19 protein-coding genes and 1 pseudogene are annotated in these 20,981 nt (G+C 35.0%); 12 read left to right on the forward strand and 8 right to left on the reverse strand.

The window, feature by feature from the left end; translation table 11 throughout:
- Genes ACNF4Z_RS06400 through ACNF4Z_RS06425 form a run of 6 tightly spaced genes read left to right on the forward strand, consistent with a single transcriptional unit; the run spans nucleotide 1 to nucleotide 5,494 of the window.
- The gene (locus ACNF4Z_RS06400) at nucleotides 1-585 is read left to right on the forward strand and encodes a hypothetical protein (protein WP_458328412.1); all 585 of its coding nucleotides are present in this window, start codon (nucleotides 1-3) and stop codon (nucleotides 583-585) included.
- Nucleotides 585-1,094: a hypothetical protein gene (locus tag ACNF4Z_RS06405; protein ID WP_458328413.1), complete on the forward strand. Its 510-nt coding sequence runs from the start codon at nucleotides 585-587 to the stop codon at nucleotides 1,092-1,094. The genes ACNF4Z_RS06400 and ACNF4Z_RS06405 overlap by 1 nt, the downstream gene beginning before the upstream one ends.
- Before the next feature lie 6 nt (nucleotides 1,095-1,100).
- Entirely contained in the window at nucleotides 1,101-2,060 is a 960-nt protein-coding gene (locus ACNF4Z_RS06410) for an AAA family ATPase (protein ID WP_458328414.1), read from the forward strand.
- Nucleotides 2,057-3,385 carry a DUF58 domain-containing protein gene (locus ACNF4Z_RS06415; RefSeq protein WP_458328415.1) on the forward strand — a complete coding sequence of 443 codons (1,329 nt, stop codon included), beginning with the start codon at nucleotides 2,057-2,059 and terminating at the stop codon, nucleotides 3,383-3,385. Before ACNF4Z_RS06410 ends, ACNF4Z_RS06415 begins: the two co-directional genes overlap by 4 nt.
- Entirely contained in the window at nucleotides 3,382-4,230 is an 849-nt protein-coding gene (locus ACNF4Z_RS06420; RefSeq protein WP_458328416.1) for a hypothetical protein, read from the forward strand. Before ACNF4Z_RS06415 ends, ACNF4Z_RS06420 begins: the two co-directional genes overlap by 4 nt.
- Nucleotides 4,223-5,494: an amidohydrolase family protein gene (locus ACNF4Z_RS06425; protein ID WP_458328417.1), complete on the forward strand. Its 1,272-nt coding sequence runs from the start codon at nucleotides 4,223-4,225 to the stop codon at nucleotides 5,492-5,494. Before ACNF4Z_RS06420 ends, ACNF4Z_RS06425 begins: the two co-directional genes overlap by 8 nt.
- On the opposite strand, the gene pheS is transcribed toward ACNF4Z_RS06425, so the two are convergent.
- Nucleotides 5,484-6,947: a phenylalanine--tRNA ligase subunit alpha gene (gene pheS, locus ACNF4Z_RS06430; RefSeq protein ID WP_458328418.1), complete on the reverse strand. Its 1,464-nt coding sequence runs from the start codon at nucleotides 6,945-6,947 to the stop codon at nucleotides 5,484-5,486. The two genes, ACNF4Z_RS06425 and pheS, sit on opposite strands and share 11 nt — an antisense overlap.
- Nucleotides 6,948-7,030: 83 nt before the next feature.
- On the opposite strand from pheS, the gene ACNF4Z_RS06435 reads away from it, so the two are divergent.
- Entirely contained in the window at nucleotides 7,031-7,807 is a 777-nt protein-coding gene (locus ACNF4Z_RS06435) for a metallophosphoesterase (protein WP_458328419.1), read from the forward strand.
- A 10-nt stretch (nucleotides 7,808-7,817) separates the two neighbouring features.
- On the opposite strand, the pseudogene hemA reads toward ACNF4Z_RS06435, so the two are convergent.
- The 5 genes and pseudogenes from hemA to ACNF4Z_RS06460 form a co-directional block, all read right to left on the reverse strand.
- Nucleotides 7,818-8,990: pseudogene (gene hemA, locus ACNF4Z_RS06440) on the reverse strand (glutamyl-tRNA reductase); the annotation flags it as partial.
- Nucleotides 8,991-9,051: 61 nt separating this feature from the next.
- A complete protein-coding gene (locus ACNF4Z_RS06445) occupies nucleotides 9,052-10,497 on the reverse strand; it encodes an FAD-dependent thymidylate synthase (protein WP_458328420.1) in 1,446 nt (481 codons plus the stop codon).
- Nucleotides 10,498-10,506: 9 nt separating this feature from the next.
- A complete protein-coding gene (locus ACNF4Z_RS06450; protein ID WP_458328421.1) occupies nucleotides 10,507-10,992 on the reverse strand; it encodes a Zn-ribbon domain-containing OB-fold protein in 486 nt (161 codons plus the stop codon).
- On the reverse strand, nucleotides 10,989-12,254 hold the full coding sequence (locus ACNF4Z_RS06455; protein WP_458328422.1) for a thiolase domain-containing protein: 1,266 nt from the start codon (nucleotides 12,252-12,254) through the stop codon (nucleotides 10,989-10,991). Before ACNF4Z_RS06455 ends, ACNF4Z_RS06450 begins: the two co-directional genes overlap by 4 nt.
- 51 nt (nucleotides 12,255-12,305) lie before the next feature.
- Nucleotides 12,306-13,490: an MFS transporter gene (locus tag ACNF4Z_RS06460; protein ID WP_458328423.1), complete on the reverse strand. Its 1,185-nt coding sequence runs from the start codon at nucleotides 13,488-13,490 to the stop codon at nucleotides 12,306-12,308.
- Between the two features lie 161 nt (nucleotides 13,491-13,651).
- Between ACNF4Z_RS06460 and ACNF4Z_RS06465 the strand changes: the two genes are divergently transcribed.
- The 4 genes from ACNF4Z_RS06465 to ACNF4Z_RS06480 all read left to right on the forward strand — a co-directional run bounded on the left by ACNF4Z_RS06465 (nucleotide 13,652) and on the right by ACNF4Z_RS06480 (nucleotide 17,264).
- Entirely contained in the window at nucleotides 13,652-14,629 is a 978-nt protein-coding gene (locus ACNF4Z_RS06465) for a sodium:calcium antiporter (protein ID WP_458328424.1), read from the forward strand.
- A gap of 123 nt (nucleotides 14,630-14,752) precedes the next feature.
- Nucleotides 14,753-15,559, forward strand: a complete 807-nt coding sequence (locus tag ACNF4Z_RS06470) for a hypothetical protein (RefSeq protein WP_458328425.1) — start codon at nucleotides 14,753-14,755, stop codon at nucleotides 15,557-15,559.
- Entirely contained in the window at nucleotides 15,559-16,392 is an 834-nt protein-coding gene (locus ACNF4Z_RS06475; protein ID WP_458328426.1) for an ABC transporter permease, read from the forward strand. Before ACNF4Z_RS06470 ends, ACNF4Z_RS06475 begins: the two co-directional genes overlap by 1 nt.
- Nucleotides 16,389-17,264 carry an ATP-binding cassette domain-containing protein gene (locus ACNF4Z_RS06480; protein WP_458328427.1) on the forward strand — a complete coding sequence of 292 codons (876 nt, stop codon included), beginning with the start codon at nucleotides 16,389-16,391 and terminating at the stop codon, nucleotides 17,262-17,264. The genes ACNF4Z_RS06475 and ACNF4Z_RS06480 overlap by 4 nt, the downstream gene beginning before the upstream one ends.
- Here ACNF4Z_RS06480 and ACNF4Z_RS06485 read toward each other — a convergent pair.
- On the reverse strand, nucleotides 17,261-18,496 hold the full coding sequence (locus ACNF4Z_RS06485; RefSeq protein ID WP_458328428.1) for a hypothetical protein: 1,236 nt from the start codon (nucleotides 18,494-18,496) through the stop codon (nucleotides 17,261-17,263). The genes ACNF4Z_RS06480 and ACNF4Z_RS06485 overlap by 4 nt on opposite strands.
- A 228-nt stretch (nucleotides 18,497-18,724) precedes the next feature.
- Nucleotides 18,725-18,988 (reverse strand): hypothetical protein, encoded by a 264-nt coding sequence (locus ACNF4Z_RS06490; RefSeq protein WP_458328429.1) that lies wholly within the window; start codon nucleotides 18,986-18,988, stop codon nucleotides 18,725-18,727.
- Nucleotides 18,989-19,774: 786 nt separating this feature from the next.
- Between ACNF4Z_RS06490 and ACNF4Z_RS06495 the strand changes: the two genes are divergently transcribed.
- Entirely contained in the window at nucleotides 19,775-19,978 is a 204-nt protein-coding gene (locus ACNF4Z_RS06495; RefSeq protein WP_458328430.1) for a hypothetical protein, read from the forward strand.
- Nucleotides 19,979-20,981: the final 1,003 nt, after the last annotated feature.

The raw sequence follows: 20,981 nt of genomic DNA on the forward strand, positions 1-20,981 counted from the left end.
ATGGAAGCAAAAGGCGATGACATAACAAAAAAAGAAAATCAAACGAATGCCAGTGGAAATGCTATAAATACATCTCCAAAGAAAAAACAACCCTTCTGGAGAAGAAAAAAAGTTCAGGCCGAGGTCATCTACAAATACAAGACAGTAGCAGATGTCCCTCCTGTTCTGGCATTAAAAAGGGCATTTGATAATGGTGAAGTTGTTAAGGGGATCTCAACTTGTCTTTCATATATGACAAACGATCTGAAGCGTTTTTACGGTATAAAGTTCATCAACAATCTTACACCTTCAGAGAATATTTACCTCTATTTGAAATCAATAGATAAGAATTTTCCGGAGGATTTCATAGTTAAGAGTGACGAGTCACTTATTGACATAGACAGACTATTACTTAACGGGAAGAGTGGGGACGAATTCAAATTTGGCGCAATAAAAAAATACATAACTTTCTACAAAGAAGGTTTTCAAAAAATTATGTATAGGAAGGAAAGTGAGTTGAACAAAGATGATATAGAAAATATAGTGAAAGATTTCTATAGTTATATGGACATAAAAAAACTATATTTTTCAGAGGTTGGTGAATAATGGCAGTTTTGAGCGGATTTAAGTTTATGAGTTTAACCCAGATTATTCAGAACTATGAAAAAAATCCGCTCATAATGTTGAATTTTCTCATACCTGTACTTGTAATATTGCTGTTTTTTTTGGCCGTTAGAATAAGGGCTTCATTAGCCAAACAGGACAGTATACCCGACATTGATAGCAAAATGGAGAGTTTTGAGACTCCAGATAAAAATTTTGAAGAGGAGATGAATTTCGTGATGAAGAAGGATTATGATCATTTTGAAAAAATTGAGGATTCCGCGCAGAAAAAAATTTTTTTCCTTGTAAAGGAAATGAGGAAATCAATCCGGAAATACAACAGAATTAATTACAGGTTGAACCTTGCCATATCAGATAAAAAAATTCAGAACTTAAAAAAGAGAAAGGAAAGCGAAATGGAGAAAATTGTGAAAATACATGCTAAAATTCAGACCAATCTTGATACAATAGACAGGGAGTTGATCTCTCAAATTAGAGAAAATGGAGAATGATAATTTATGGAAAATATGCTTGATTATTTAAACGTGAAGTCTCTTGTTTCAAAGGTAAGCGAAGAGATTGGAAGAAAGGTTATTGGTTCACGCATAACGGTAAAGATGATGTTCATTTCGCTCATAAGCAATAATCATATACTTCTGGAGGGTGTGCCTGGTCTTGCAAAGACAATGCTGGCTAGCGAATTTTCATCCCACCTTCAAATGCAGTTCAAAAGGATACAGTTTACCCCAGATATGCTGCCATCTGATATAACCGGAAATATGATTTTCAATCTTGAAACCAAGAAGTTCGAATTCAGACAGGGTCCTATATTCACAAACATACTACTTGCCGATGAGATAAACAGAACACCTGCAAAGGTTCAGTCTGCCCTTTTAGAATCCATGGAAGAGAAGCATGTTTCTGCTGGTGGTAATATTTACTGGCTTCCAAACCCATTCTTTGTAATAGCAACACAAAATCCAATAGAACAGGAAGGAACATTTCCACTTGCTGAGGCCCTCATGGATCGTTTCATCTTCAGATTGATACTGACATACCCTTCAAGGGAAGAGGAAATCAATATACTTTCCAGAAGCTTCAGTGAAAAAGGTAGGGGCACCCTTATAAATCCTGAATTGATAGATAGCATGAGAGCATCATTGAACGATGTTTACGTTTCCCAACAAATCAAAGAATATATGGTGGATTTAATGAGGAAAACAAGGGAGGATTCAAGAATATATGTTGGTGCAAGTCCAAGAACCACTGCAAAACTGATGCAGGCTGCAAGAGCTTGTGCAATGATTGAAGGGAGAAATTATGTGATCCCTGAAGATGTTTATTTCCTGGCTAAACCTCTTCTTAATCACAGACTCATCCTAAGACCTGAAGCGTTAATGAATGAAATGGATTCAGGGGTTGAAGCATCTTACAGAATAATTGAAGATATACTGGAAAAAATAGGGTTCACCCAATGATCAACAAAAAAACTTACGTATTGTACTCAGCATTCATATTTGGTTTACTCGAGTCCTTTTTTTATGATCTCTATGGATATTATGAGCTCTCTTTCTTCTTTATTGCTGTCATACTTATAATGAGTTTTGACATTATTTACCAGAACTCTGGAAAATTTAAAAAAATAAGGCATTCAATAGCGGTTGGTAGAAAAATACTTAAAAAAGAGGTAAAAAAAGGGGATAAAATAGAGATACAATTGGTTTTCAAAAATAATTCTGGCACAACTCTCGAATTAAAATACTTTGACAATGTTAGTGATGCTTTTCTGGTATCAGGGCCTATTTCCGGACTGTTGAAGATAAGAGGTGGTGAAGTAAAAACAATCACCTATTCCATTGAACCTCAGATAATAGGGACATATGAGATTGGCCCACTTGAAATAATATCATATGATTCACTTGGACTTACATATAATGAATTCGAGGCAAAAATAATTGATAAGATAAATGTTGGTCCATCTGAGAAGGACGTCCATTCACAGAGGAGTGAGAGGACAAGCAATATCCTGTACACATCGGGATACCATTTCTCTAGAAAAGCAGGACAGGGATACGATTTTTATGGCATCAGAGCTTATGACAACTCTGATGATGTGAGAGTGATTGCATGGGGTAGGTATAACATCTCTGGTACAGATGATCTATATACAAAATTATGGGAAGAGCAGAGGCAGATCGATGTTGTTTTTGTGATAGATTATAGTTCAGGATCCAATCTGGGTTATTCATACAGCAGACTTTTCGATTTTTACATAACAGTGGTTTTGAACTGTGCCTATCTTGTACTTAAGAACCAGGACAGGGTTGGATTCATTGTCTATTCTTCAGAAACAAAAATTGCAATAAAGCCCTCCTCAAGAAAAGATTCCATAACAGATCTTGAGAAACAGGTGAGCAGAATAAGGCCATCTGGAACATTTGACCTCAAGGAGTGCATGGATTTTGCATATAGGGAAATGAACAGAAAACCTGTTTTCTTTGTATTTCAATCGCCATATTCAACCAAGATGGCAAAAAAGTGGGATTTGATTAACACAAGAAACAGGGAAAACATATTCATCTATACAGTAAATCCAGGGGATTTTTACAATCTTGATAACATAGAGTACCAGGTCAGACTTTACGGTCAAACAGTTACAAACAAGGAAATGAAGGAACTAAGGGCCAATATAAAATTTTTGAGAAGTTTTGGAATTAAATCAGTTCTTTCTAACAAGGAAAGGGTATTCATTAACGCCATGGTAGATTACTCTGTGGCAAGGAATCAGGGGAGGGGAGCATGAGTAGAAATTTTCAGGAGTACGTTGCTAACTTTTTAATTCTCCTTCCAACCACTGTTTCTTTCTTTTACGTTCTTCCTCAGGTTTTCCCATATTGGAACTCAATATGGTACCTTATTATTGCCCTTCCATTGTTAAAATTCTTCATGCCATCGTCAATAAAGGAAAACTATTACAAAATTGTAATTTCACTGATTATGCTTTACATACTCATCTCTCTTGCCCTTAAATATTTTAATCTTCAAAATCCAATCTTCAATTTTAACGTAACATATTTCTTATCAACGGAAACGGAGTTTACAATTTATTCATCAATATCTTTCATTTTCATAATAGAGGGTATCAGGGCAAAGAAAACAAAATCAGCGGTTTCCCTAAACATTGCAGGCACAATAACCTCAGTTTATTCACTGCTTGTAAGTACTGTTGCTGCCATTTCAGACACCACATTTTTGACAGCCTTTTATTACTCTGGTATTTTAATCATTTATAACATATACCTTTTATTCACCCAGGGTTATGAATTTCTAACATTAATAATCAAACCTCAGTTAACTGTAACAATAATTCTCGGATTTACTTTCCTTCTCTCAATATTTGGAACTTTCTGGAGCCTTCATATGTCATCAGAAAAAAAGGAGAAGAGGGTTTCATTTGAGGATCTTTCATATCCAATAATTTATGGATCAATAGGCGCATTCATATTTTCCCTTCTTCTTTATTATCTTACAATAACTTTCTATTCATTCCTTGTTACTGTAGTTGTAATAATGGGAATAATCATCTATGCTTTGAGGAAAGATAAAAAGGAAAAATACGACGTGACAATATGGAAGGAAGATGAATGAAGAGATTTTGATTGAAGACCATTTTTTCATAGATTCGAGGGGAAAACTTGGATACGGAGATATCATCATATCCAGGGGTAAGATTGCAAAAATAACAGATAAAGAACCCCCCAATGTAATTAACAGTGATATTGTTATTCCTGGTTTTGCAAACACACATACACATGTTGCCATGGGTCGTTTCAGAGGTCTTCTTGACGATTTAAGTCTTGAAAAATTTTTAGATAAAACATTCTCACTTGACAACAACAGACGAAAGGATGATATATACAGTTCTTCAACCATATCAATTTGTGACATGTTAATGTCAGGAACAACATTGTTCGCAGATCTTTATTATTCTGAGGACATAATATTTGAAGCGGCAGATAAACTTGGAATCAGGGCTCTGTTATCATGGGTCACTCTTGACAGGGAACTTTCAACTCAAAAAGGCGATCCAGTGGAAAACTGTGAAAATTTCATCAAAGAATACAGAGGAAGAAATGATAGAATTATCCCAGCAGCTGGAATCCAGGGAGTATATGTTGCTTCAGATGATACAATTGAGGGTGCGAGAGACATTGCAAAAAAATACGGAACTCAGTTGCACATGCACGTAAGTGAAACAAGAAAAGAGGTGTATGATTTTCTAGATAAGAGAGGAAAAAGGGTGGTGGAATATCTTGATGATCTTGGTGTTCTCTCCCAAAACTTTTTAGCTGCCCATTGTCTGTGGCTTAATGGAAGGGAAATATCATTACTTGGCAAGAACAGATGCACAGTATCATGGAATGGTGTGAGCAATTCCAAACTGGGGCATGGGGGACATCTTGCATATGAGGAACTTAAAAATGCAGGTGCAAACATAAGCTTTGGAACTGACAGTGTAGGTAGCAACAATTCCCAGAACGTGCTTGAAAATGCAAAATTTTCCTCACTTGATTTCAAGAACTCAAGATGGGACGGTTCAATGATGAACTCCCTTGAAATATTCAGGGCTCTTACACTGAATGGTTATCTTGCTGCAGGTATAAAAAATGGTGGTCTTATTGAGGAGGGTTATCTTGCAGATCTCAATATTATAGATCACAGAAACAGTTCTCTGGTACCTCTAAGAAAAAATAATGTGATATCATCAATAGTTTACAGCATGGACAGAGACGCAATAACTGATGTTATAATTAATGGGGAATATGTAAAGAAAAATGGAAAACTTAATGATGCTCAGAGAAACCAGTTCAATATGGCTCTTAAAAATATCAAGGAATCATTCACAACATGAACTTTCCATTAGTTAGCCATCTGAGATCACTGTTGTAAAGCTCCCTGATGTCTGTGAGGCCTGAATACAGCATGGCAAGTCTTTCCAGACCAAGGCCCCAGGCAATAACACGGTATTTCAATCCAAGAATTTTGCAAACCTCTGGCCTTATAAGACCTGAACCACCCATTTCCATTTCCTTTCCATTCACATTTACCACCACGTCAAGACTAGGTTCTGTATAAGGGTAGTAGGAAGGTACAAGCTTGATCTGATCAAATCCAAGTTGTTTATAAAATTTTTTGAGAAGCCATTTAAGATTTCCAATGCTTGCATTTTTCATATGTACCGCCCCTTCCACCTGATGAAACTCTGCAAGATGTTTCCAGTCAACACTTTCATGCCTGAAAACCCTGTCCACAGAAAAGACTGCCCTTTCCCTGTCTGGCATCTTCCAGAGTGCCCTCATTGTGCTTGATGTAGTGTGTGTCCTGAGAATTGGTTCCATTGCCCTTTCCAGCTTCCATTCTGTACCGTAGCCAGAATATTTCCCAATACCTTTCCTCTGTATTTGGCCAGCTCTCTGAAAAAGTTTAATCTCATTTTCTTCCACTTTTCTCATATTGCCTTTAAGATAGAATGTGTCCTGCATATCCCTGGCCGGATGATCCTGTGGTATGAAAAGTGCATCCATGTTCCAGCCTGTGATCTCAACGTAATCATCCTTTAGTTCCTCAAAACCCATCTGTAGAAATATTTCTCTTATTTTTTCTATGAAATCACCAAGGGGGTGGGATGTGTTTCTCACTATTGTTTCCCCAGGCATGTTGAGGTCATAGGAAACAAATCTGTGTATTTCAGGATTATAGTTTCTTATAATTTCCGAGGTCACCTCTGTGATATTTCCATCATCCTTGTTTTCAAGAAGTGCATTTATTCCTGACTGGTTTATTTTCACAATTCTTCTTGTCCTTTCTTTCCTTTCAAAAAGGCCAGCGCGCTTTATTAATTCCTCATTTTCATCATTCATCTGTATGTCTGTATCAGGCATAATACTTTCAAGAAGGTTCTGTCTCTTCAGAATTTTTTCATAAACTTCGTGATTTAAAATTTTGAAGGCACCATTTTCAGGTCTGATTCCCAGCTTGGCCAGCTGAGCAGCAGCAATTTTAAATTGAATATCACCGAGAATTTTCGATGCCTCAGATACAGATATCTCTTTATTTTTCCTTATGAGTTCAATAAGTTTGAGTTCTGGGAGCCCATCTTTGGAATATTTGACACCTTCCTGACTCATTCTGTAAACATTTTCATCCAATTTTTTAACATCTATGAGTCCCTTTTTTTCTAGCCAGGATAGTGCGCCTCTCACGATTTCTCTCGAAATGCCATCAGCCTCAATTTTTTCTTCATAAACCTCTGACTTATCCTTAAGAAATTCAAGTATCTTCCTTTCTACCGGGTTTATCTCCACGGATGTGTATCTGATAATATTTAAAAAAGATTGCACAGTTATTTTATTTAAAGTATTATAAGCTAAAAAATTATAATGATCTGTTGAGAGAAATTGAGGTTGAGGATCAGGTCTTTGCAACAGACCTTTACTGTTTTTACCTAGCAGACATAAATGCGGCGGTCATTTCTGATCTGCATCTGGGCTTTGAGGAAGAGATGGGTTTGAAGGGTCTTACACTTCCAAAACTTCAGCGAAATCATGTGGAGGGGATTGTAGATCGCATAATTGAAAGATATGAGCCTGCAAAGATTATAATAAATGGTGATTTTAAACAGGAATTCAGTAAAAATCTACCTCAGGAGTGGGAGGACGTAAAACACTTTATAGATAACTTTAGAACGAAAACGGAGCTGGTTTTCATAAGGGGTAACCACGACAATTATCTTCAATCAATTCTTTCAAGTAGAGATATTGTTCAACTTGATTACTATGAGGATTCAAGATACTTTATATATCATGGTGACAGGGATCTGAAATTAAGAAAAATAACTCTACTGGGACATGAGCATCCTGCTATGGTACTCAGAGACAGGGTTGGGGGTGTTTACAAAATTCCAGCATTCGTCTACAATCAAAAGGAACACGTGGGAATAACACCAGCAATGAGCTTCTTTTCTTCGGGAACTGATGTTTCAGAATCACTCATAGGTGAAGACCATTTCACTCCAGTATTGAAAAGTGTAAAAAAGGAAAATTTCAGGGTGTTTGGGATAACCGATGATTTTGGCCTTGTTGATTTTGGGAATTTACTGGATCTTCAGAATCAGAATCGAAAAGATACTCATCAATCTCATCCTTTTTATCAAAAGACTCAATGAATTCCCTTAGGCCGTCCCATTTCTTCTCTCTTATCATCCTCTTGAGGGTTTCAGTTTCAGGTGCAAGTAATTTGTTCACAACGGAGTTCACGAAATCCTCAATTATTCTATCCTCATTTTCGGATTTTTTCATCTCTCTCTGAAGTTTCAAATATTCTTCCATAACTATTTTTTTTCCTCTTATGTAAAGGGAGGAGATGTAATTTTCAATATCTTCCTCGGCAATTTTGGAGAGTGCCTTTTTGATCTCCTGTTCAATTATATTTTCCGATTTGATTATCTCCTGCTCTTTTTTAATCCTGTTTTCGTCCATTATTTTTGTTGCCATATCCAGGTTTATTATCTCCACATTGGGGTTAATGTAATTATCTTCCACATTCTTTGGATTTGCAATATCTACTATTAGGATTTTCTTATCAACTGCTTCAATCTGGGCCCTGCTAAGCAAGGGTATTTTGGAGCTTGTTGCTGTGATCACCACATCATTTTCATAAAGTATCTGCTGGAAATCCAGCGTTCTCTTAAAATTCACTCCAAAGAGTTCTGAAAGTTCCTTTCCTGCCTCCTCATTTCTTCCATAAAGGGTAATTTTTGCCACATCGGTTTTCTGAAGATATTTGGTGATGGTGGCAGCCATCTTTCCAGTACCTACAATTCCTATTGACTTCCCCTTTAAAAGTTTCCTTTTTTCTATCTCATCTATCATAATCGATGGTATTGAAACCTTTCCGCGGGATATGTTTGTATGTTCCCTCACATACTTACCCACTTTAATTGCCCTCAAGAATATGGTTGACAAAAATTTGTTTGACCTGTTATCCTTTATGGCAGCCTCGTAAGCTTCTTTTATCTGCCTTATAATTTCATTCTCACCTACGGATAGTGATTCCAGTCCTGAGGAAACCCTGAACAGATGTCTTATTGCATCTTCACCACAGATCCATGTGTGATTTGGAAATTCTTCATTTGAAAATCTTACATTTATATCATAATAGATTTCAAGTCTGTTGCATGTTCTTAATAGAATGTATTTATCAACACCCCTGTTTCTTAAAATTTCCCTTATTTTTTCATCATCTGTTTGAAGTATCTTCTCAAAAAGGTTGTTTTCAAGACGGAAATCCCATCGTATAACATTAAGTTCATTTGTCAATAATTCGCCTCCTGACAAAACATAGGACAAAAAGGGTATTGTTTATTTGAAATTAAGGTTTTAGGTTACATTTCTGACATCTTATTTATTTTCACATATCTTTGAGTTTTTTCTCCTTTCTGTACTCCTGTGAGAATCTTCCTAGTGGATAATTATTCCAGTCAACATTTACAAAAAGGTTATTATATTCCTGTCTTACATCAATAATTTTTTTAACCATTTCCTGTGCAACCCTCCTTATTACGGGATGAGCCTGTGGAGTTGTTCTTAACTCTGAGAAATATACAAGTTCCCTGAGATTTGTTCCCACCACAACTCTGTACATTGTTCCAAGTGGAAGAACGTATTGTGCCTCATCCTCTCCATTCTCCTTGCATATTTTTTCATACAAAGTCTTCATGTCATTCAATATGGATTCATATTCAGGCTTTTTATCAGTAAGGCAAAAAAGTTCAGGAACATGATAGCCAGAATTTATGTCAACTCTTCCTCTTATTATGTTGAAAAACCTGTGTCTTTGAAATTCCCTGAAAGTTCCATAATCCATAACAACTGAAAAAACTGCAGTTACCATTTCCATAGATCGTGGTAACTTTGCACGTCTGTCTATTCCACTTTCCCTTGAAACATCAGGTTTTAAACCCTCTATGCTTGGCAATTTATCGAATGGTGAATGCAGATCAAGCAATTTCACATCCACTTCCCTTTCCCTCCATCCATAATCCTCAGTCTCTGGTGCCAATCTTGTTTTTTTCATTTTCTCTATTATTGATTTGCCTCTTTCTGTATGAATGAAAGAAAGTACCGGGCCGCATTCATTTTCAAGCTCGCTGTAAAGCATATCTGCTATGCTCTTCAGTTCCTTCATTTCAGATGAATATAGCCTCATAATCATATAGGAGAGAGCACGTGCATTCCCGTTTATTCCCAAATTTGTCAATGTTCCTATTGGCAATATCTCTCTTGCATCATCCAAAGCCCTGCTCCTTATGGCTGTTCTCATCGCCTTTATTGCATTTTCATCATTCATTTCAAAAATCATATCTTTTCCATATTTTTCATCAAGTTTGCTTTCAAAAGTATTGAGAACTGAGGAGTAAAATTCAAAGGCTGAGTTCATTACCCTTTCATACTCGTCCCTGAATCTCTCAGATATTCCTGTTTTTTCAATTGGAATATAAAGGTATCTCCCTTCAAATTTACGGTCGTATCTTACATATCTGGATGATTTTTCCAGATATGATAATCCAATTCTTGATTCCTCTATCCATTTTGTGCTTATATTGGATAAATTCTGAAGTCCAATCTGGAAATTCATAAGCTCTGCGATAGATTCATCTCCATATTCGAGAAAAACCCTTTTGTAGAAGTCCTTACCCCTGTCAGGATTCTTTGCAAATTCAGTTTCATAAAGATCCCTGAGATCAATTGATGCTGTTCTGCTGTATCTTGACATGAGGGCTCCTCTGTCTATTTGCCTGTTCAATGAAATCAGGAAAATATCCCTGTTGGTATTTGAAAAATTATTTTCTTTCAATACTAACACCTACTTTGGTACAAAGTAAACATCCGTGACATTCATCTTCATCATCCTTCTGAATCTTGCCCTTACCTCCATTCCTATGTAAATATCCTCAAAGTCTGCCCCTATAAGCCTGGAAAAGAAAAGTGAGTTTACTCCATCAAATTCAACAAGGATTAAATGATAAGGTGGTTTCCATTGAATCTGCTCGCTTCCAAAGTAACAGGTTGTGAAAGAATGTATTCTACCCTCAAGTGGAATATCTACCCATTCAGTTTCTTCTCCACAAAACATGCAATGCTTCCTTGGTGTTGCATATGTGTATTTGCAACTATTGCATCTGCTTCCTATTAATTTGCCCTTACCCAAATTTTTGAAGAATTCAGAGTCCTGTCCATAGCTGTGATAGTATTCAATGTCATAATTCATCTTGATTATGAGTGGGTCTATTTTCAGGACCTCTGTTCCTTCATTATCATCCTCAAGTTTTGCATTTCTGTTTATTGTCATTTTTCCACCTCCATCACAGTTACCGTTACAGTTGTTCCCGTACCTCCATGGGTGTCCACAACACCTTTTTTTGCATTGGGAACCTGGGCAGATTCATTTCCAAAATGCTTTCCAGCCTTTCCCTGAAGCTGCCAGAATAGAAACACTGACTGCATTATGCCCGTGGCACCTATTGCGTGTCCAGCACCTATCAACCCACCGGATACGTTAACAGGGAGTTTTCCTCCAAAGAAGGGTTTTTTCTCTCTCACAAATGCACCTCCCTCTCCTATATTGCAAAAACCAAGGTCCTCATAGGTCTGAAGCTCAGCTGATGTATAAGAATCATAAAGTTCTGCAACGTCTATCTCATTCACAGGATCGGATATTCCTGCCATCTCATAAGCCTTTATTGCCGCGTATCTTCCTGCTCTGAATGAGTGGACTCCGGGATATTTCAATGATCTGTAGTTCTCTCTTGATTCATTAGGTAAAAGAGGCACCTCTCCGAAGGGCCTGTCCGCAAGCCTCATGGTGTCTGCACCAGCTCCTACACCACTTATGAGTATTGGTTTTTTACAAATTTCATAAGCAACCTTTTCAGATGCAAGAATTGCAACTGCAGCACCATCAGACATGTTGCTAATATCGAGCCTTGTTAAGGGATATGCAACCATTGGACTTTTCCTCACATCTTCAACAGTAAGTTTCATTGGGCTCTGTGCAAATCTGTTTTTCATTGCATTTCCATGATTTTTTACCGAGATCATGGCATAATCCTCAACTGTTGTGCCAAATTCATGCATGTGACGTACAGCCATCATGGCATAATAACCAGTGAAGAATCCACCGTTTGGATAATCAAAATTCAGATCACTTGCAAGTGCTATGAATTCGTTTCCTTTCCATGTGCCTACACGGGACATGGATTCAAAACCAAAGGCAACACATATGTCCATTCTCCCGGAGGCAATTTCTTCATATGCTGTCTGAAGTGCAAGTCCTCCTGTTGCACCCCCACCCTCAACCCTTTTGTTTGGCTTTGGTGATAGGCCAATGTAATCATGTGCCATAACCCCTGCCATTGCCTGTCCCTGAAAGTGATCTGAAAAATATGCTGCCACAGACCCATCAATTTTATCTTTTTCCAGTTGAATATCATTTATTGCATAATCGAAAGCCTCTTTAACTCTCAGCCTGAAATCCTTCTCAGGGACTGCTTTTCTGAATTTGGTTACTCCTCCTGAAACCATATAAACTCTGTTTCTTTCCTTACCTGACATGCGTAATGAAAATATGAGAATCATATTAATGTTTTCAGAATATTTTTGGAATCATTTTCTTTTTCCAAAGTATTTGTAATAGATAAATCCTGCGAATGCCTGGATCAGCCCCCCTGCAATTTCAGGCAGAGGAAGATATAAATCCATCAGATATCCTGTGGCTCCCGTTGTACTCTGTGAAACCCTCATTGCAGTGGCCTGCAGTCCACTGCCTGCTCCATAATCTCTGCTTTCAATTCCACTCACATTAATCTGATTCCTCATGGGCAGACCTACACCTGCTATGCCCATCCTCACAACATAAATTGCACCTGCAAATACAAAAAAGGGCATCAGGGCCATTAAAACCAGAAGTGCTCCCTGGAATATTCTTGAATAGGAACCAATAATACCTGAATGCGTTCTTCCATATTTCCACCTTGATGCTATGAAAGAACCAAGACCTGTGGCAATATATGAAATTGTTAAAACCAAACCTATTTTGAAACTGGAAACATTATACATCTCTGAGAACCAGAGGGATAGCAGAGGCATGGACAGCCCAATTCCTGCGCCATTGAACACATTGGTAATTATAACCTTTGATACGTGTGATGCGGATTTTTTTGAAATGAACCCTCGTTTTTTCCCCTCCATTTTTCTTTCTCTGAGAAATAAGAGTGAAATCATGGAGATTGTAACAAATATAAGGCAAAGCATGAAAAATTCTCTGTATAATGAAAGATCCTTTGAAGGATTTACAATACCAAAGAGAACAACAAGCAAACCTCCAAAGGTTGAAAAAAATGAACCAACGGAGGTTACATACCCTATTTTCATGACTCTACTCTCCGGATCTGGCCAGTTGTTGGCCACATAGGCTGTTGTACCAGGTGAAAACGCTCCCCTTGCCCCCCCTGGGCCACCTGCAATTCCTCCAACAACAGACAGGTAAAGCAGTGGGCCAGAAGAGACAAATGATAGAATAATAAGGGATATTATTGGAAAGATTTCACCCAGTACCATGGAATATTTGTAACCTATACGATCCCCAAGAGTGCCCAGTATGATGACCTGTAAAACGGTGAATGCAATTACAAAAAAACTAAGTCCCCCTATCAGTACATTGTTAAACTTTAAAGCCTCAAGATAAAGTGGATACTCAATTGCTGAAAAACTCAGAGCTATGCTCCTGGTAGCTCTAGATATGAGAAGAAAATTGAATCTGAAATTATCAGGAACATTGCCATTCTCCATTTTTCTGTATCCTTTTTAGGAAAAAATACTTTTTTCCTTAAAACTTATATCGGTAAAATTTTAATTGATTATTTAAAAATTCATTTATTTATTTTGATTATAATAATAAATTCAAACTAACACATATAATTTATATTCCAATAAAGAAATAGGGTGATGCTGTGATTTCAATTTTACCTGAAATAGTAGGAATACCTCTTATAATAATCTCATCATTTCTTTACACCAATTCCATAGATTATATACAGGATATTTTAAATCTCTCTGACAATATTGTTGGAGAACTTATCACACCCTTATTTTCCTCCTTTCCTGAACTTGTGATATTTGTCATTGCCTTTTTTTACTTTAATGGTGGCAACAATGGCCTTTCCCTTGGGGTCATCATAGGCCAGCCTTTTTTTGTTCTCACAGTTGGTATGGCAATTTGTGTATTCATCTTATTTTACATAAAGAAAAGAGGTAGTGAGAATGAAATGAGGATTTCAAAGTCTCTTCTTTACCCCTTCATTCCTGTGATCCTTTTTTTTCCACTCATATTTTTAAAAAAATATACAGATATTCTTGAAAATTACATTATAGGGATAATTCTGATAGTCTCAATGTTTCTTTATTTTTTTCTTATTAAGAATATTGAGTATGAATACGAACCTGAGTTACATGAAAAACCATACCTTTCAAAATATTTAGGAAGCAAAAATGCTTCTATTATACAGATATCTATCTCTATAGTTCTCATTCTATTTGGTTCTTATCTGTTTGTGGGATTTGTTAATTCACTCAGTGCTTTTTATAATTTATCCGAACTAACAATTTCAATATTGATTTTACCAATAGCTGGAGTTCTGCCAGAGATTTTGATATCTTTAAGATGGGCAATGAATGGAGAAATTACAAAATCAATTGGATCCCTTGTTGGTGAAAGTCCCATTTACTGTACAATTTATCTTGGTTTATCATTTATATTTTTAAGCACACCCATAAATCAAACTGCTTCCATTTCAATAATATTGAGTATTATACTTTCGTTATTCTTTATTATCACAATATGGAAGAAAAACATTTTAGGTATTAAATCAATTTTGATACCACTTGCTGCCTTTACGATTTTTCTTTACTTTTCCGTGGTTTTCTTTTAAAAACAAGCCATGATAGTAAAGGAATTTCAAACATTTTTATTCATAAGGGCTAAAAGTTTATGATTTACTTTTGACACCAATTTTTACAGGTTAACTTTATAAATGTATTAAGGATAAATTTGCATGGGAAAATGGAGATGGTTTCAGAGGTTTCTTCCTGTGATAGTTATACTCATTATCATTTTTCCCTTAACTGTTTCACTTTACTCACAAAATCAAGGAATCGCTGAAAAGTCCAATCCCTTAAATTTAATTCCTTATGATGCTAAATTCATAGGATTTGTGAAAAATTCATTCACAAATCTGCTTTTTTTCAGATATGAAAATTTATCTGGTGTAGTTATGATTGTAAAAGCCTTTAACATTTCTTATGTATCGCCACCACTGATTAATTACAGTTCCTCAGGTAAATTGACTATTGATACTTATTTTCAAAACATACCAATATTTAAAGCTAAACTTAATGAAAGCCATTACAGTGGGGGTATAAAAAAGATAATTTACGATTATTTTCAAACATCTTCAAACATTACATATTTTGCCTCTCCTGATCCTGGAACCTTTGTTCTTGGGAGCCTGCCCTCAATAATATGTTCTCTAAACTCACAAACAAAAGGAATCGGTAATCCTCTTATTGATTACTTAAATTTCTCTGATCAGATATCATTCGTATATACCAATTTGTCTTCAAAAATAATACACATATCAGGAAATTCAACAGATGGAATAATGTCAGTATGTATTGTTACAAGCAGCATAAGGAATGCAGTTTATCTTTCTGCATTGCTTCAATACTCTTTGGGGCCCGCATTTCTGGTACTTCCAGAACTGGACACAGTGTTCGTATTAACATCATTGAAAAACGGTTTTATTTTTCTTCAATACAATGTTTTGATTTCATTTCTGAAACTGGAGGGATTAACATTTTGATGTTCAGGTTTTTTAATTCAGTTTTATTCTACATTAAAAATACTTTCAGGTCAAAAGCTTTCTTTTTTATAGCTTCCATCAATTGTATAATTTCAGTATTGATGGTTTTTTTAATAGGTTCTTCCAACCTGCTTCTGAAGGATTTTGTACCTGGGAATTTGACATTTAATAACATTCCATCTGATTTAAAAGAAAATTTATTCAATTTTCAATGGGCAAATATATTGATTTATATTCCAGTTCTTACCTCCGCATTCTTTGGATCCACGGCCCTTCCATATGAATATGAAAGGTCAACAATAAACCTCATATTTTCACTTCCGGTTGAAAAGTTTAATGTAATTTTTTCCAGAATAATGGGGGCGACCATTGTAAGTTTTCTAACTTCAATGATCATAGTGTTTTTTCAATTTATTGCATACGCTTTTGAATTTAAAGATCTTCCAAACATCTCTTTTATTGAATATATTTTACTGCTTTTCCTTGTAACATTATCTGATGTTGCATTTGCAGTCGCAGTGAGTACTTTTTTCAGAAATTCAGGCCATTCAGCAATATCCTTTTTAATTTTATATCTTGTAATACTGAATATATTCTCTCTTATTGCCTCCGGATCTGGAATAATAAATCCTGTATTTATAAAAACTAATGCAGACAGAATACTTTACAGGATATTCTTAAATTCTGATCAGTATTTTCTGAATTATTCTTTTTCATTGTCAAGTATAAATTTTTCAAACACTTTATTCATATGTGAAATAATAATTTGCTACACACTTGTGTGCGTTTTAATAGCATACATTTCTTTCATTTTAAGGGGGTCAAAAACATGACTCTGATCAAAATTTCTGATTTAAAATACAGAGTGGGTGGTAAAAATATCCTTACAATCAATAATCTTGAAATCAAATCACCCACAGTTCTAGCAATAATAGGTCCAAACGGTTCAGGGAAATCAACATTTCTAAAGTTAATTTCAGGAATAATTGAAACTGGGGAAGGCAGTATTGATATTTTTTTCGAGGACGGAAAATCTGATTTTATACAAAGGAAGATGAGAATCGGTTCATTGATTGAGAATCCACCATTTTATCCTTATATTACACCAGAACAGTTCATAAAATTCACAATTGAGATGAGAAATGGAAAAGTAATGAAAAATGATTCAATGATATCTGATATACTTCAAATTATAGGTATGAGTGAAAAAGGTGATAAAAAAATGGGCACATTCTCCACAGGCGAGCTGAAAAGAATTGGTATCGGACTTGCCATTTGTGCATCACCATATATTATTCTACTTGATGAACCAACTGAAAATCTTGATCCACTTGGAAAGCAGATGGTTGCAGATGTCATCTCATCTATTAAGAGTGAGAAGAAGGACAAAATTGTTATATTGACATCACACGATTTGGAGTTTGCCGGAAAAGTATGCAATGAGGCAATATTTTTGAAAAAAGGGGAAATAGTAAGAAGAATTAATATAGATAAATCAAAGGAATATGAATTGAAATTTGAAAGTGAAGAGGAGATTGAAAGGTTTTCTAAATTTAATGGGGTAAGAAAAAAAGGAAACTCATTATTAGTAAAAGGAGAAATTGATGAGATTATGGGATTTGCCAATGAAAACTCTATAAAAATAAAGGATATTGAAAAAAAAGATATTTTACAAAATTTGTATTTTGAAATTTATAAAAATTAGATGAGAGAACTCTCATCACTTAGTATTGACTGAACAAGCGCATTGTTTGTTGCTGATTTTGTGAGAACTATTTCAAATATCAGCAGATAGTTTCCATTTATTGCTAAAACTAATGAAGAATTATATCCTGGGACTGATGATGAACTATTTATATATGTCCATCCAGAATAAGTTTGTTCACTAACTGAAGAATTCACTGCAATTGCATCAAATAGAGTTTTATCTGCGGATGATGATGAGAATTTAACCAATGCGAGTCCTGTCATATTTGATCCATTAGTCATATATTTGGCGTAGACGTTTGATATCTGACCAATTGTATTGTTTAGCAAAGTGCGGTTCTCATTTGAAATTGAGGAAGAACCTCCTGTTATTTCAATATATTCATTGAGAAGCTTTGTTGTGTTCTGAAGGCTTACTGAGATATCCGATTGCGTCTTGAAATTCACACCTGTTGCTGATGAAACCTGAGAGGCACTCACAAGATCTTGTGGAGCATTTCCAGAAATTCCGGATTTAAGTTCAGATACCTGAGATGAAAGTATTTGTGTGAATGCAGAAACACTTGTGTTGGCTGGTGAATAATAGATTATGAGAATGTTGTAATCGGAGTAGTTTGCAATTAATCCTTGAAGATACCAGTTTTTGATTCCATATACTCCATATGTTGATTCATAAACATAGTTGCTTCCACTTATGGTTCCATTTGCAATATGGATACTTGCATTATTGTTATTGCTTCCATTATAGCTGCTATGCAACTCAGTGTTCAAAGAACTAACAACATAACCTGCATATGATGCGTTGATTGCACTTCCAATATTAATTAAGGCAAAGCCATTACCAGGTGGAACAAATATCCCTATCTGAAAATATCCATACGTTGCGTTGCTTGCCACTTTTGTTAATGAAAATGGACTCACATATGAATATGGAGTTGCAACATAGTAAGGATTATAGGATGATAATACAGTGTGAGAAGAACCAGAAACAAAAGAAGCAACATTCAATGAAGTTCCTGATGCACCACTCGCCAGTGTATAGGAACTGCCAAATGCCTTCGATACAACAGTGGAACTAACCACATTTGGTGCTTCCTGTTGAGGAGCAGATGTCACAGTTGTTTTGTTGTTAAACAAACCAGACAAAAGACCCGAACTGTAAATGGAGAATACAGCAACCACAACCACTACTAACAATACTACTATAATGACACTGGATTTTTTTGTCATAACTAATTATAATTTATTTATATTAAAATATTGCTAATGTGGCATGTAAGAAAATGGAATTAAAAAATGATAAAATAAGTCCAAATCTTATTTAATTCAAGGAATTTCCATATTGAAAGCTACAATTATATTCAAAAAATATTTTTATATAAACAAACTTTTGATTATATATTATTTATCATCATTAATAAAAGAATTTTTAGAAAATATGTTGATCTGGAAAAATTATTAAGTCTTTTGCAACACATATTCCCTCATCCTATTGAGTAGTTCTACTTCCTTTTCCTTTGATGGGGCCTTTATATGTCCAAGCTCAATTCTTTCATCTAGAAAATCAGCATATAATTTATCAAAATCGGTATGAAAATGTAGCACTCCTTTTCCCTTAAAATAGAAATGGCCATATGCTTTTTCTTTTATCCCAACAAGCATTCTTATATTATTTAATAGTTCATTTATTTCTATAAGGTCTTGTGGCTTTGAATGTTTCATTTTAGAAATCATGTATCCAATATTAATATAGATTTCTCACATCATACTAGTTATAAAAATATAAGAGAAATTTAAAAGTTAACATATAATGGTTTTCAAAATTCTAAAATTTTAAGCATCACGGGCAAAATTTTCTTTTGAAAATATGATGGTAAATTTCAAACCAACTCAGTCTATCGTAATAATTCCTGATTTGATGTGGTATAACTCGATTCGCATCTGCCATCTGACATTTTAAGCAAAATTATTTGGCATGAAGATAAAAAAGATGCAATAAAAAGTTGTTAGTACTTTGGCATCTCTCTATATTCTAATTCATCACTAATGATAGAAAAAAAGCTAAATGCCCTTCATATAGAAAATGAAACTCTGATGGTTAAGATGACATTCCATGATGATGGCTTCTCACAACCCTAAAAAAGCAAATAAAATGTAAGAGATCCCTGATCCCTTAGATTTGTTCTTTATAAAATATGAGGAAACTCAAAAATGAATAAAGAGTGATAGATCACTGGAAAAATATGATTTTTCATCAGACAAAGTATGTATTTAAGACTCCTGAAAAGCCAATCAGATACATCCAAGACAATTTTATGAAAGATATTATATGGAAAAAAATTAAGATATACAAAAAATTAAGATATGCTTATGTGTCAATAAAAATATTTGAAGGAACATTGAAGCAATTGGAGATGTGCAATATTTCTTTTTTCTGTCAATATTGCTGAGAAAATAATCATCTAAGGCAAAGATATAATACAATATACTCATAGATATGGGATATTCTTGAAATCTTCTATTTTTTTGTGGAGATGCAGTGAGATCACAAAAGAGGCAAAGAAAAAGGATCTTTACAATGAACCAAGAGAAAGGATGAACAACGTGGAACTCAAACCTAGAGGTTTTATTCTGAATATATCTTACTCACTGCTTCACAGAAACAGCAAATTAGATGCAGGGAGGGAAATAATTAAGAAAATTTTAGGATAGGTGAAAAATTAATAGGAAAATAGATCACACTTCCAGATAATTACATCACATTATTTTCCTGCTGGATCATTGCATTTCATTTCAATATTTTTCCCCCAATTGATTTCTAGAAAGGCATGATCAAATGCATAGGGAATAAACTTATCTGAGGAGATAACAATATTTTGTTGTCTTCACTCTTAAAACAGAACTTGATGAAAAGATAAATCTCATTTACACAGAACCATAATTCTATACTGATGCTTATTTTTCTTACAAAAATCAAATTGATCATAAAGAAGTGGAAAAGTAAACTTCAATAATGCAGTAAAGAGCATACAATGATGTTATCAGAACAGGATATCTCTGTGTTCTTGTAAATGATTTATTTCTAAACAATGAGTATGGAAAGAGGGTGAGCGGCCTTCCTGTTACTCAGTCCTATTATATATTTATCAAGAAGATAACAAGAAGAATGAAAGGCCTTTTCACTTCAATTCAAAAGGTAGAGTCTTATAAATTAATAAAAGGGAATTTCAGAGAAGGAATATATCCCCTGAGATAAAATGCCATTATTGTGCCCTTGAGACACTCACATCTTTCTTTGTGTTTCTTTCACATGTCACAAGTGAAAATGCAGTGGAAATATGCAAGCATATACACATGGATGAAATACAGAAGGATCCGAATCAATAATGAGAAATTCATATTAAGGCATGAATTGGAAACACTCTATGAAAAGACTGTAACTCCATTCTGAAAAGGTTGATGTTCCAAGGAATAAGCAAATTGATTTATGTCGTATTGCTAAAGGATTAGGTATTTATGTCATAGTAAAGGAAACGACAAAAAAATATTAAACCCTCTGTGTATAACTATTAAATGAGGATTTCGAATAACCACCCTAATTCTGCTATCTTCGTTCTGTAGTTCGTGATTTTCATTGCAATATGAACAATAACAGCATTTTCAAGTTCTATTTATCCAGATTTCCCTTGTATTTCATGTAAATCTTCATAGCTAC

Origin of the sequence: Caldiplasma sukawensis, from assembly GCF_052315375.1 — an archaeon.
In the GTDB taxonomy this organism is placed as follows: domain Archaea; phylum Thermoplasmatota; class Thermoplasmata; order Thermoplasmatales; family Thermoplasmataceae; genus Cuniculiplasma.

What these genes read in the sequence shown, in the direction of transcription:
- ACNF4Z_RS06475 (WP_458328426.1), top strand. Translation starts at nt 15,559, where the DNA reads ATGTTCAGGTTTTTTAATTCAGTTTTATTCTACATTAAAAATACTTTC.
- ACNF4Z_RS06470 (WP_458328425.1), top strand. Translation starts at nt 14,753, where the DNA reads ATGGGAAAATGGAGATGGTTTCAGAGGTTTCTTCCTGTGATAGTTATA.
- ACNF4Z_RS06405 (WP_458328413.1), top strand. Translation starts at nt 585, where the DNA reads ATGGCAGTTTTGAGCGGATTTAAGTTTATGAGTTTAACCCAGATTATT.
- ACNF4Z_RS06400 (WP_458328412.1), top strand. Translation starts at nt 1, where the DNA reads ATGGAAGCAAAAGGCGATGACATAACAAAAAAAGAAAATCAAACGAAT.
- ACNF4Z_RS06410 (WP_458328414.1), top strand. Translation starts at nt 1,101, where the DNA reads ATGGAAAATATGCTTGATTATTTAAACGTGAAGTCTCTTGTTTCAAAG.
- ACNF4Z_RS06450 (WP_458328421.1), bottom strand. Translation starts at nt 10,992, where the DNA reads ATGACAATAAACAGAAATGCAAAACTTGAGGATGATAATGAAGGAACA.
- ACNF4Z_RS06420 (WP_458328416.1), top strand. Translation starts at nt 3,382, where the DNA reads ATGAGTAGAAATTTTCAGGAGTACGTTGCTAACTTTTTAATTCTCCTT.
- ACNF4Z_RS06455 (WP_458328422.1), bottom strand. Translation starts at nt 12,254, where the DNA reads ATGTCAGGTAAGGAAAGAAACAGAGTTTATATGGTTTCAGGAGGAGTA.
- ACNF4Z_RS06490 (WP_458328429.1), bottom strand. Translation starts at nt 18,988, where the DNA reads ATGAAACATTCAAAGCCACAAGACCTTATAGAAATAAATGAACTATTA.
- ACNF4Z_RS06415 (WP_458328415.1), top strand. Translation starts at nt 2,057, where the DNA reads ATGATCAACAAAAAAACTTACGTATTGTACTCAGCATTCATATTTGGT.
- ACNF4Z_RS06485 (WP_458328428.1), bottom strand. Translation starts at nt 18,496, where the DNA reads ATGACAAAAAAATCCAGTGTCATTATAGTAGTATTGTTAGTAGTGGTT.
- ACNF4Z_RS06425 (WP_458328417.1), top strand. Translation starts at nt 4,223, where the DNA reads ATGAATGAAGAGATTTTGATTGAAGACCATTTTTTCATAGATTCGAGG.
- ACNF4Z_RS06460 (WP_458328423.1), bottom strand. Translation starts at nt 13,490, where the DNA reads ATGGAGAATGGCAATGTTCCTGATAATTTCAGATTCAATTTTCTTCTC.
- ACNF4Z_RS06480 (WP_458328427.1), top strand. Translation starts at nt 16,389, where the DNA reads ATGACTCTGATCAAAATTTCTGATTTAAAATACAGAGTGGGTGGTAAA.